Consider the following 12,461-nt stretch of genomic DNA (forward strand, 5'->3'; position numbering starts at 1 on the left):
TGGGCGGCCACCACCCGCGCCACAATTCCCGGAAGTCGATATCCGGAGCGCGAACGGATCGAAGAAGGCACGACAAGAGGCGGGTTTTCACAATGGCAGGAAATAAGCCGGAGAAGAGCACGCGGCGGGAGCGGAACGGCGGGGAGGCGATCGCGGTCATCGGGCTCGCCTGCAGACTGCCCGGCGCGCCGAACCCGGCGGACCTGTGGGAGCTGCTGCGGTCGGGACACGACGCGACCGGTGAGCCGTCCGAGGGCCGGCTGCGGGCCGACCCCGGGATCGCGGGGCTGCGGGGTGGTTTCCTCGACCGCGTCGACCTGTTCGACGCCGGGTTCTTCGGCGTCTCCCCCCGTGAGGCCGCGACAATGGACCCCCAGCAGCGGCTCGTCCTCGAACTGGCCTGGGAGGCGCTGGAGGACGCCGGGCTGCCGCCCGCCACGCTGGCGGGGACGGCCTCGGGGGTGTTCCTCGGCGCGATGGCCTCCGACTACGCGACGCTGGTTTACCGGAACGGTGCGAGCGCGGTGACCCGGCACACCCTCGCCGGGCTGACCAGGGGAATCCTCGCCAACCGCGTGTCCTACTTCCTCGGGTTGCGCGGCCCGAGCCTGACGGTCGACACCGCCCAGTCGTCGGCGCTGGTCGCGGTGCACCTGGCCTGCGAGAGCCTGCGTTCGGGGGAGTCGGCCGTCGCGCTGGCGGGCGGCGTCAACCTCAACCTCGTGCCGGAGAGCACGGTGACCGCCGACCGGTTCGGCGGCCTGTCCCCCGACGGACGCTGCTTCACCTTCGACGCGCGCGCCAACGGCTACGCGCGCGGGGAGGGCGGCGGCCTGGTCGTGCTCAAGCCGCTCGACCAGGCGCTGGCGGACGGGGACGAGGTGCACGCCGTCATCCTGGGCAGCGCGGTCAACAACGACGGCGCGACCAGCGCCCTGACCGTGCCCGACGCCACGGCCCAGGAGGAGGTCGTACGCCTGGCGCTGGGCAGGGCCGGGATCGAGGGCTCCGCCGTACAGGTGGTCGAGCTGCACGGCACCGGAACCAGGGTCGGCGACCCCGTAGAGGCCGCCGCGCTCGGGGCGGCCCTCGGCGCCGGCCGCCCCGCCGGGCAGCCGCTGCTCGTCGGCTCGGTCAAGACGAACATCGGCCACCTGGAGGGGGCCGCGGGCATCGCCGGGCTGCTGAAGGCCGTGCTGAGCATCCGCAACCGGGAGGTGCCGCCCAGCCTCAACTTCGAGACCCCCAGCCCGCTGATCGACTTCGAGGCGCTGAACCTGCGGGTCGCCTCCGGTACGGCACGGCCCTGGCCCCGCCCCGACGCCCCGCTTGTGGCGGGGGTCAGCTCCTTCGGGGTCGGCGGCGTGAACTGCCACGTCGTCCTGGGCGAGGCGCCCTCCGGCACCCGGGAGGAGGTCACCACGGGACCGGCCGCGGAGGCCGTCGCCGTACCGCTGATCCTGTCCGCCGGGACGCCCGCCGCGCTGCGCGCGCAGGCCGCGAGGCTGGCCGCCTCCCCCGCGCTCGACGGGGACGTGCCGGACGTCGCGTTCTCACTGGCCACCACCCGGACGGCGTTCGGCCACCGGGCGGTGTTCGTGGGGACCGAGGGCGGGGAGCTGCGCGAGCGGCTCAGGGCGTTCGGCGCGGGCGAGCCGGTCAGGGGCTCCGTGCGGGGCACGGCCCGTGAACTCGGCGGAACCGTGTTCGTCTTCCCCGGCCAGGGCGGGCAGTGGGCGGGCATGGGCAGGCGGCTGGCCGAGTCCTCCCCGGTGTTCGCCGGGCACCTGCGGACCGTCGCCGAGGCCCTCGAACGACACGTGGACTGGTCCCTGACCGACGTGCTGTGGCAGAAGCCGGGAGCGCCCTCCCTGGAGCGGGTGGACGTCGTCCAGCCCGCGTTGTTCGCGGTCATGGTCGCGCTGGCCCGGCTGTGGGAGTCGTTCGGCGTCCGCCCCGACGCCGTGATCGGCCACTCGCAGGGGGAACTCGCCGCCGCCGCCGTGACCGGGGCGCTGTCCCTGGACGACGCCGCCGCGATCGTGGTGCTGCGCAGCCAGGCGCTCGCCGCCATCTCCGGGCGGGGCGGGATGGCCTCGCTCCCGCTGCCCGTCGAGCGGGTCCGCGCCACGCTCGCCCGCTGGGAGGGACGGCTGAACATCGGCGCCGTCAACGGCCCCGACACGACCGTGGTCTCCGGTGACGCCGACGCGCTCGACGAACTCGTCGCCCACTACGAGGCCGAGGACGTCCCCGTACGGCGGGTGCGGATCGACTACGCCTCGCACTCCGCGCACGCCGAGGAGGTGCGGGACCGGCTGCTGGAGTTCCTCCCCCGGTACGGCGCGCGCGGCACCGGCGTCGCGTTCTACTCCAGCGTCACCGGAGGTCCGCTCGACACCACCACACTCGACGCCGACTACTGGTACCGCAACCTCAGGCAGACGGTCGAGTTCGACCGGGCCGTACGTGGCGCTCTGGCCGACGGCCACACGGTGTTCGTCGAGGTCAGCCCGCACCCGATCCTGTCCACCGGGCTTGAGCGAATCCTGGAGAGCGCCGCGCCCGGCTCCTCCGACGGGGTGGTGACGGGGACGCTGCGGCGTGACGACGGCGGCCTGGACCGGTTCCTGCTGGCGCTCGCCCACCTGTACACGCACGGCGCCCCCGTCGACTGGACGGCCGCGCTGCGTCCCGGCGCGCGCCGCGTTCCCCTGCCCCTCTACGCCTTCCAGCGCGACCGCCACTGGATCGACGCCACCGAGCCCGTACCGCCGCCGCCGCTCGGCGGGCCACCTGTCCCGGATCCTGTCGCCAGGCCGTCCGGGCAGGCCCGGGAACTGCTCGGCCTGGTCGTCTCGGCCACCGCGGAAGTCCTCGGCCACGAGGACCCGGGGGCCGTCGAGGCGGGCCGTACCTTCAGGGATCTGGGGCTCGACTCGCTCGGCGCCGTCGAGCTGCGCGACAGCCTGTCCTCGGCGACCGGCCTGACGATCCCCACGACCGTCACCTACGACCACCCGACCCCGCTCGCCCTGGCCAGGCATCTGGAGGCGACGGCCGAGGGCCGTACGGCGGACGTTCCCTCCGCCGAGGACGACCGGCGGGGCCAGGAGAACGAGCCGATCGCGCTGGTCTCGATGGCGGGACGGTGGCCGGGCGGCGCCGACACCCCCGAGGCCCTCTGGGAACTGGTGCTCGACGGCACCGACGCGATCGGTGTCTTCCCCGCCAACCGGGGCTGGGACGTGGACGCGCTCCACGACCCCGAAGGCGTACGGCCCGGCACCTCGACCACCCGGGAGGGCGGTTTCCTGCACGACGCCGACCGGTTCGACGCCGAGTTCTTCGGCATCGGCCCCAGGGAGGCCGCCGCGATGGACCCGCAGCAGCGGCTGCTGCTTGAGACGGCGTGGGAGGCCCTCGAACGCGCCGGCATCGTGCCCGAGACGTTGCGGGGCAGCCGCACCGGAGTGTTCGTCGGGCTGACGCCACAGGACTACGGCCCGCGCCTGCACGAGACCGGAGAGGGGGCCGAGGGGTACGCGCTGACCGGCACCACCGCGAGCGTCGCCTCCGGCCGGATCTCCTACGTCCTGGGCCTTGAGGGGCCCGCGGTGACCGTGGACACCGCCTGCTCGTCGTCGCTGGTCGCGCTGCACCTGGCGGTCCGTTCGCTGCGTTCCGGGGAGTCGGACCTGGCGCTGGCGGGCGGGGTGACCGTCATGTCGGCGCCCGGGATGTTCACCGAGTTCTCCCGGCAGGGCGGGCTCGCCCCTGACGGCCGCTGCAAGGCCTTCTCCGGCGCCGCGGACGGCACCGGCTGGGCGGAGGGCGTCGGCCTCCTGCTGGTCGAGCGGCTGTCGGACGCCCGGCGCAACGGGCACCGGGTGCTGGCCGTGATCCGGGGCACCGCGATCAACCAGGACGGCGCCTCCAACGGCCTCACCGCCCCCAACGGCCTCGCGCAGCAGCGGGTGATCCGGCAGGCGCTCAGGGACGCCGCGCTGGCCCCCACCGACGTCGACGCCGTCGAAGCCCACGGCACCGGAACCACCCTGGGCGACCCGATCGAGGCGCAGGCGCTCATCGCGGTCTACGGCAAGGACCGCCCCGAAGACCGGCCTCTGTGGCTGGGGTCGCTGAAGTCCAACATCGGCCACACCCAGGCCGCCGCAGGAGTCTCCGGTGTCATCAAGGTCGTGCAGGCCCTGCGGGAGGGGATCCTGCCCAGGACGCTGCACGCCGACCAGCCGTCCGAGCACGTCGACTGGGCCGGGGGCGGGGTCCGGCTGCTGACCGAGAACGTTCCGTTGCCCCGGAACGGACGGCCCCGCCGCGTGGGTGTCTCGTCGTTCGGGATCAGCGGCACCAACGCCCACGTCATCATCGAACAGGCCCCGGAAACACCCCCGGAACCCCGCGACGAAAAGCGGAACTCCCCCGTCGCACTCCCCCTGTCAGCCCGCTCGACGGCGGCGCTGACCGCCCAGGCCACCCGCCTGGCCGACCACCTGGAAACCCACCCCGAACTGCGCCCCGAGGATGTGGCACATTCGCTGGTCACCACCCGAAGCGTGTTCGAACACCGCGCGGTCGTCCTCGGCGACACGAGTGCGGACCTGGCCGGAAAGCTACGGGCGCTCACCGACTCCCACCCCGCCACCGGCACACCCCGGGTGACCTTCCTGTTCACCGGCCAGGGCAGCCAACGCACCGGCATGGGCCGAACCCTGTATGACACCTACCCCGCCTTCGCTCGTGCCTTCGACCAGGTCACCGCCCTGTTCGACCCCCACCTCGACATCCCGTTAAGAGATGTCATCTTCGACCCCGCGCATGAGGAGCTGCTCAACCACACCCTCTACACCCAACCCGCCCTGTTCACCCTCCACACCGCCCTCCACCACCTCCTGGCCTCCTGGAACATCCACCCCACCGCTCTGGCAGGCCACTCCATCGGCGGCATCACCGCCGCCCACCTCGCCGGCGTGCTCAGCCTGGCGGACGCCGCCCACCTGGTCGCGGTTCGCGCCCGCCTCATGAACGACCTCCCCCCAGGCGCCATGGCCGCCATCAACGCCCCCGAAACCGACATCACCCCCCTACTCGACCCCGCAGTCACCATCGCCGCCCTCAACACCCCCACCTCAACCGTCATCACCGGCGACGAAGACACCGTGCGGAAACTCACCGACCACTTCACAAGGCTGGGCCGCAAAACCAAGCACCTCACCGTCAGCCACGCCTTCCACTCCCACCACCTCGACCCGATCCTCGACGAGTTCCGCGACGCCATCAGCGGCCTGACCTTCAACCCCCCGACCCTGCCCGTCATCTCCGACCACACCGGCGAACCCCTCACCCACACCGACCCCACCTACTGGACCAACCACCTACGCCACCCCGTCCGCTTCCACGACGCCCTCACCACCGCCGCACCCACCACCGACCTCTTCCTCGAACTCGGCCCCGACCCCGTCCTCACCACCTTCGCCACCGAGACGACACCCGACATCCCGGCCTTCACGACGTTGCGCCGTGACCGGCCGGAATCCACCACCCTTCTCACCGCGGCCGCCCGCCTGCACGTCGATGGCGTGGACGTCGACTGGACCGCCACCCTCACCGGACAACCCAGGACCGTCGACCTGCCCACCTACGCCTTCCAGCGACGTAGGCACTGGCTGGAGCGGGGCGTCTCCTCCGGAGGTGACGGCTCACGGCACGCCCGTTTCTGGGACACGGTCGGCAGGGGGGATCTCGACTCCCTGGTCTCCGCCCTGGGCACCGAGGGGGAACGGGTGCGGGACGCCCTGGGCACGGTTCTGCCCGCCCTGGCGTCCTGGCACGCCGCCGACGGTGTCCGTTCGACCGTCGACTCGTGGCGTCACCGCGTCGTGTGGCGTCCCCTCGACACGGTGACCCCGGCGCGGAGCCGTACCGAGGGGAGCTGGTTGCTCGTCCGACCGGCCGGGGTGGCCGGGGCGGCATGGGCCGACGTGCTCGCCCGCACTCTCACCGGGCGTGGGACGCGGGTGGCGCCGGTGGTCGTCCAGGCGGGTACGGCCGACGCCGAGAGCATCGGTACGGCGCTGGCCAACGCCCTGGAGCACCTTCCCTCCGCGCCGTCCGGGGTGTTGTCCCTGCTCTCCCTGGACGACTCCCCGTGTCCCGGACATCCGGCGGTGCCCAGCGGGGCCGCCGCCGAGGTCGCGCTGATCCAGGCCCTCGACCTGGCGGGGATCGGCGGACGGTTGTGGACGGCGACCGCCGGGGCGGTCTCGACGGGCCCCTCGGACCCGGTCAGCCGTCCGGCCGGGGCGCTCGGGTGGGGCCTCGGCCCGGTCGTGGCCACGGAGAAGCCCGAGCGGTGGGGCGGTCTGATCGACCTGCCCGTGACGCCGGACCCGCGTGCCGCCGCGCACGCCGTCACCGCCCTGACCGGGCAGCACGGTGAGTCGGAGTTCGCGGCCCGCGCGAACGGCCTCCTCGTACGGCGGCTGGTACCCGCGCCGCTTCCCGGGGGTGGTGCCCCGGTGCCGTGGACGGCGGAGGGAACCGTACTGATCACCGGCGGCACGGGGGCGCTGGGCGGCCATGTCGCGCGCCGTCTGGCCGCCAACGGCACCCGGCGGCTGCTGCTGGTCGGGCGCCGGGGGCTCGACGCGCCCGGGGCCGCCGAGCTGGAGGCCGAGCTGACCTCCCTCGGCGCCCAGGTCACCGCGGCCGCCTGCGACGTGGCCGACCGGGAGGCGCTGGCCGCCGTACTCGCCGCGATCCCCGCGGAACACCCGCTGACCGCGGTCGTCCACACCGCGGCCGTGCTGGACGACTCGCTCGTCGGCTCCCTGACGGCCGAGCGGATGGACCGGGTGCTGCGGGTGAAGGTCACGGGCGCGCTGAACCTGCACGAGCTGACCCGGGAGCTGGATCTGTCGGCGTTCGTGCTGTTCTCCTCGGTCACCGGCACGCTCGGGTCGGCAGGGCAGGGCAACTACGCGCCGGGCAACGCCTTCCTGGACGCCTTCGCCGAGTACCGCCGCGCGGCGGGCCTGCCCGCCACGTCGATCGCGTGGGGGCACTGGGACGGCGAGGGCATCGCCGATCCCGCCGCGAAGAGGCAGCTGGTGCGTGACGGCTTCCCGCCGATGGCGCCCGGCCTCGCCGTCACCGCGCTTGAGGAGGCGGTCGGGCACGGGGAGACCAGACTTGTCGTCAGCCGTGCCGACTGGGCCTCGGTGCTCTCGGCCAGGCCGTACCCGCTGCTGGGTGAGCTTCCCGAGGCCGCGCTGAACGCGGCCGACGCCGTGGCCCAGGAGCCGGAGGAGGATCTGGCCGTCCGACTGGCCGCGATGCCCGAGTCTGAGCGGCGGCAGACGGTTCGCAGGCTCGTCCGTGGCGAGGTCGCCGCCGTGCTGGGGTACGAGTCGGCGTCCGAGGTCGAGGACCATCGCGGCTTCCGCGACCAGGGGTTCAGCTCGCTGTCGGCGGTCGAGCTGCGCAACCGCCTCAGCCGGCTGACCGGTACGGCGCTGCCGAGCAGTCTGGTGTTCGACCACCCGACCCCCGAGGCGCTCATCGAGCATCTGCACGACCTCCTGGTCCCCGAGCCTGAGCCGCCGTCGGCCGTGGCGTTGGCCAAGCTCGACGAGTTGGAGGACCTGCTGGCCGAGGGCGCGGTCCCTGAGCCGGACCGGCAGGCCGCCGTCTCCAGGCTGCTGCGGCTCCTTGAGGGTCCGCGTCCCGAGGAAACGACGGCCGGTTCCGGCGATCTCTCCGCCGTCTCCGACGACGAGCTCATCAGCTTCATCAGCAACGAGCTCGGCATCTCCTGAAGCTCCCCTGTTCAGCCCGTGCGGAAGGCAAGACCTGTGAGTGACGACCAGATCCGGCATCTCCTCCGGCGTGTGACCGAGGAACTGCACAAGACACGTGAAGAGCTGCGCGACGTACGGGACGGACAGCGGGAGCCGATCGCGATCGTGGGCATGGCCTGCCGCCTGCCCGGCGGCACCGACACCCCCGAACAGCTCTGGGACCTCGTCTCAGGCGGCCGGGACGCCGTCACCGAGTTCCCCACGGACCGGGGATGGAACCTCGACGAACTCTACGACCCCGACCCCGACCGGCCCGGCACCTCCTACACCCGCCACGGCGGCTTCCTGGACAGCCCCGGCCACTTCGACGCCGACTTCTTCGGCATCTCCCGCCGTGAAGCCCTCGCCAGCGACCCCCAGCAACGCCTCCTGCTCGAACTCGCCTGGGAGACGCTGGAACGCGCGGGCATCGACCCCCGCCGGTTGAAGGGAAGCCGCACCGGGATCTTCGCCGGGACCAACGGGCAGGACTACGCGAGCACACTCAGCCGGGTCCCCGAGGAGGTCGAGGGATACCTGATCACCGGCACCGCGGCGAGCGTGCTGTCCGGGCGGGTCTCCTACACCTTCGGTTTCGAGGGACCCGCGGTGACCGTGGACACCGCCTGCTCCTCCTCCCTGGTCGCACTGCACCTGGCCGTCCGTTCCCTACGCGCGGGTGAGTCCGATCTGGCGCTGACGGGCGGGGTGACCGTCATGTCGTCGCCGAGTACGTTCGTGGAGTTCTCCCGGCAGCGGGGGCTGGCGCCCGACGGCCGGTGCAAGGCCTTCTCCTCGACCGCCGACGGCACCGGCTGGGCCGAAGGCGCCGGACTCCTCCTCCTGGAGCGGCTCTCCGACGCCCAGCGCAACGGACACCGCATCCTGGCCGTCATCCGAGGCACCGCCATCAACCAGGACGGCGCCTCCAACGGCCTCACCGCCCCCAACGGACCCGCCCAACAACGCGTCATCCGCCAAGCCCTCCACGACGCCGCATTGACCTCAACCGACGTCGACGCCGTCGAAGCCCACGGCACCGGAACCACCCTCGGCGACCCCATCGAAGCCCAAGCGCTCATCACGGTCTACGGCAAGGACCGGCCTGCTGATCAGCCCCTATGGCTCGGGTCATTGAAGTCCAACATCGGACACGCCCAGGCCGCCGCCGGAGTCGCCGGCATCATCAAAACCGTCCAGGCCCTGCGCGAAAAGGTCCTGCCCAAGACCCTGCATGTGGACCAGCCCACCCCCCACGTGGACTGGAGCGCAGGAACCGTACGACTCCTCACCGCGAACACCCCCTGGCCCCAGACCGGACGCCCCCGCCGGGCGGCCGTTTCCGCCTTCGGCGTCAGCGGCACCAACGCCCACGTCATCATCGAACAAGCCCCGGACCCCGCACCGGCCACGCCGGAACCGGAGACCACCGGGGTGGTGCCGCTGGTCGTCTCGGGGCGTTCGGCGGAGGCGTTGGCGGCCCAGGCCACCCGCCTGGCCGACCACCTGGAAACTCACCCCGAGCTGCGCCCCGAGGACGTCTCCCACTCCCTGGCCACCACCCGCACCACCTTCGAGCACCGCGCGGTCGTCCTGGGGCGGTCACGGCAGGAGCTCACGGACGGGGTCCGGACGGTCGCCGTGAACGGCCGGGACAACGGTGTGACGACGGGCGTGGCGACAGGCGCCCGGGGTGTGGTGTTCCTGTTCAGCGGGCAGGGCAGCCAACGCACCGGCATGGGCCACACCCTGTATGAGACCTACCCCGCCTTCGCTCGTGCCTTCGACCAGGTCACCGCCCTGTTCGACCCCCACCTCGACATCCCGTTAAGAGATGTCATCTTCGACCCGGCCCACGAGGAGCTGCTCAACCACACCCTCTACACCCAACCCGCCCTGTTCACCCTCCACACCGCCCTCCACCACCTCCTGGCCTCCTGGAACATCCACCCCACCGCTCTGGCAGGCCACTCCATCGGCGGCATCACCGCCGCCCACCTCGCCGGCGTGCTCAGCCTGGCGGACGCCGTCCACCTGGTCGCGGTTCGCGCCCGCCTCATGAACGACCTCCCCCCAGGCGCCATGGCCGCCATCAACGCCCCAGAAACAGACATCACCCCCCTACTCGACCCCGGGGTCGGTATCGCCGCCCTCAACACCCCCACCTCAACCGTCATCACCGGCGACCCCGACGCCGTGCGGAAACTCACCGACCACTTCACAAGGCTGGGCCGCAAAACCAAGCACCTCACCGTCAGCCACGCCTTCCACTCCCACCACCTCGACCCGATCCTCGACGAGTTCCGCGACGCCATCAGCGGCCTGACCTTCAACCCCCCGACCCTGCCCGTCATCTCCGACCACACCGGCGAACCCCTCACCCACACCGACCCCACCTACTGGACCAACCACCTACGCCACCCCGTCCGCTTCCACGACGTCGTACGGCGCCTGCACGAGGGGGTCGAACCGGGCGAGAGGTTGGACACGTTCCTGGAGATCGGCCCGGACGGGACGCTCAGCGGGATGGTCCAGGAGACCCTCGGTGCCGAGGGCGTGACCGCGATCCCGGTGTCGCGCCGTAACCGGCCGGAGGACACCGCCGCGCTCACCGCCGTGGCGCGCCTGTACGTCGGCGGCGTGGACGTCGACTGGGCCGCCACCCTCACCGGACAGCCCAGGACCGTCGACCTGCCCACCTACCCCTTCCAGCGGGAACGGCTGTGGATCGACGCGCCCCGCAGGGCGGCGGACCCCGCCGATCTCGGTCTCGCCTCGGCCGGTCACCCCCTGCTGGGGGCGGAGGTCCGGTTGGCCGGCGGTGGAGGCACGGTGCACACCGGCACCCTGTCCACGACCACCCACCCCTGGCTGGCCGACCACGCGGTCTTCGGCACGGTCGTCGTCCCCGGCACGGCCCTTGTCGAACTCGCCCTGCACGCCGCCGACCACGCCGGGCACGACGGCGTCGAGGAACTCGTCCTGCACGCCCCGCTCGTCCTCGCGGAGGGCACGGCCGTCGACCTCCAGGTGATCACGACCGTCTCGGCGGAGACGTCCGGGCGGCGATCCGTCGAGATCTACTCCCGTCCCTCAGGGGGAACCGCTGGAGGAACCGGCGACTGGACCAGGCACGCCGACGGAGTTCTCTCCCCGTCGGGAAACGCGGCCCCCACGGTGGATCTCACGGCGTGGCCGCCCCCGGGCGCGCGACCTCTCGACGTGGAGGACGCCTACGACAGACTGGCCGGCGCCGGTCTGGGGTACGGGCCGGTGTTCCAGGGGCTGCGGCGGGCGTGGCGGCGGGGTGAGGAGCTGTTCGCCGAGGTCACGTTGCCTGACGGAGCCCGGGATGACGCGGCGCCGTACGGTGTGCATCCGGCGTTGCTCGACGCGGCCCTGCACGTCGCCGCGTTGGAGTGGCTCGACGACGACCCTCGGCTGCCGTTCGCCTGGAACGGCGTACGGCTGCACGCCTCCGGCGCGACCACGCTACGGGTGCGCGCGGTGGTCTCCGGTTCGGGGTCGTTGACCCTGCACGCGGCCGACGCCACGGGAGCGCCCGTCGTCTCGATCGACGAGCTGCGGGTTCGCCCGGTCGGGCGCGACCGCCTTCGGGGGGCGGCCCACGGTGACGCGCTCTTCCGGGTCCGCTGGGAGGCGCTCCCGCCGGAGGCCCTGGCGGACGGGGAACAGCGGTGGGCGGTGTTGGGCGGGCCGTTCTCCGCTCCGGCGGGGGTCACGGTCTCCTCGTACGCCGACCTCGCCTCGCTCGCCAAGGACCTTGGGACCGGGACGCCGCCTTTCTCCCTCGTCGTGCTCGTGGTCTCCGCCCAGGACGATCCGGTGGCCGGGGCGCACGACAACGCGGAACGGGTGCTGGCCGTACTGCGGGAGTGGGTCGAACGGTGGGACGACGGGCGGCTGCTGGTCCTGACCAGCGGCGCCGTCGCCGCAGGCGAAGGTGAGGTCGTGGACCTGACGGCGGCTCCGGTGTGGGGGCTGGCGCGTTCGGCGCAGACCGAGCATCCGGGACGTGTGCTGCTGGCGGACCTGGACGGGGACGACGCCTCGTGGGCGGCGCTGCCGTACGCGGTGGCGACGGCGGTCGCCGTGGACGAGCCTCAGGTGGCGGTGCGCGCGGGGTCCTTCCTCGTGCCCCGGCTCAGCCGGGTCTCCGCCAGCGACGGGACCAGGAGCTGGGATCCTGAGGGGACGGTGTTGATCACCGGTGGCCTCGGCACCCTCGGCACCACCATCGCCCGCCACCTCGTCACCACCCACAACATCCGACACCTCATCCTCACCGGCAGACGCGGACCCCACACCCCCGGCGCCACCCAACTCCACACCGAACTCACCACCCTCGGCGCCCACATCACCATCACCACCACCGACACCACCGACCGACACGCCCTCACCCAACTCCTCAACACCATCCCCCCCAACCACCCCCTCACCGCCATCATCCACACCGCAGGCGTAACCGACGACACCCCCCTGACCACCCTCACCCCCCAACGACTCCACCCCGTCCTCACCCCCAAAATCGACGGCGCCCACCTCCTACACGACCTCACCCGCCACAACCCCCCCACCATC

Annotated in this window: 2 protein-coding genes; both read left to right on the forward strand. The window is 72.6% G+C overall.

Annotated elements, in window-relative coordinates:
• Nucleotides 1-92: 92 nt before the first annotated feature.
• On the forward strand, nt 93-7,838 hold the full coding sequence (locus ABZ470_RS40330) for a type I polyketide synthase (RefSeq protein WP_362918386.1): 7,746 nt from the start codon (nt 93-95) through the stop codon (nt 7,836-7,838).
• A gap of 72 nt (nt 7,839-7,910) precedes the next feature.
• Nucleotides 7,911-12,461 (forward strand): type I polyketide synthase (locus ABZ470_RS40335; protein ID WP_362918388.1); only part of this gene is annotated, 4,551 nt, incomplete at its 3' end.

Origin of the sequence: Streptosporangium sp. NPDC020072 (assembly GCF_040631445.1) — a bacterium.
Lineage (GTDB): Bacteria > Actinomycetota > Actinomycetes > Streptosporangiales > Streptosporangiaceae > Streptosporangium.

What these genes read in the sequence shown, in the direction of transcription:
- ABZ470_RS40330 (WP_362918386.1), top strand. Translation starts at nt 93, where the DNA reads ATGGCAGGAAATAAGCCGGAGAAGAGCACGCGGCGGGAGCGGAACGGC.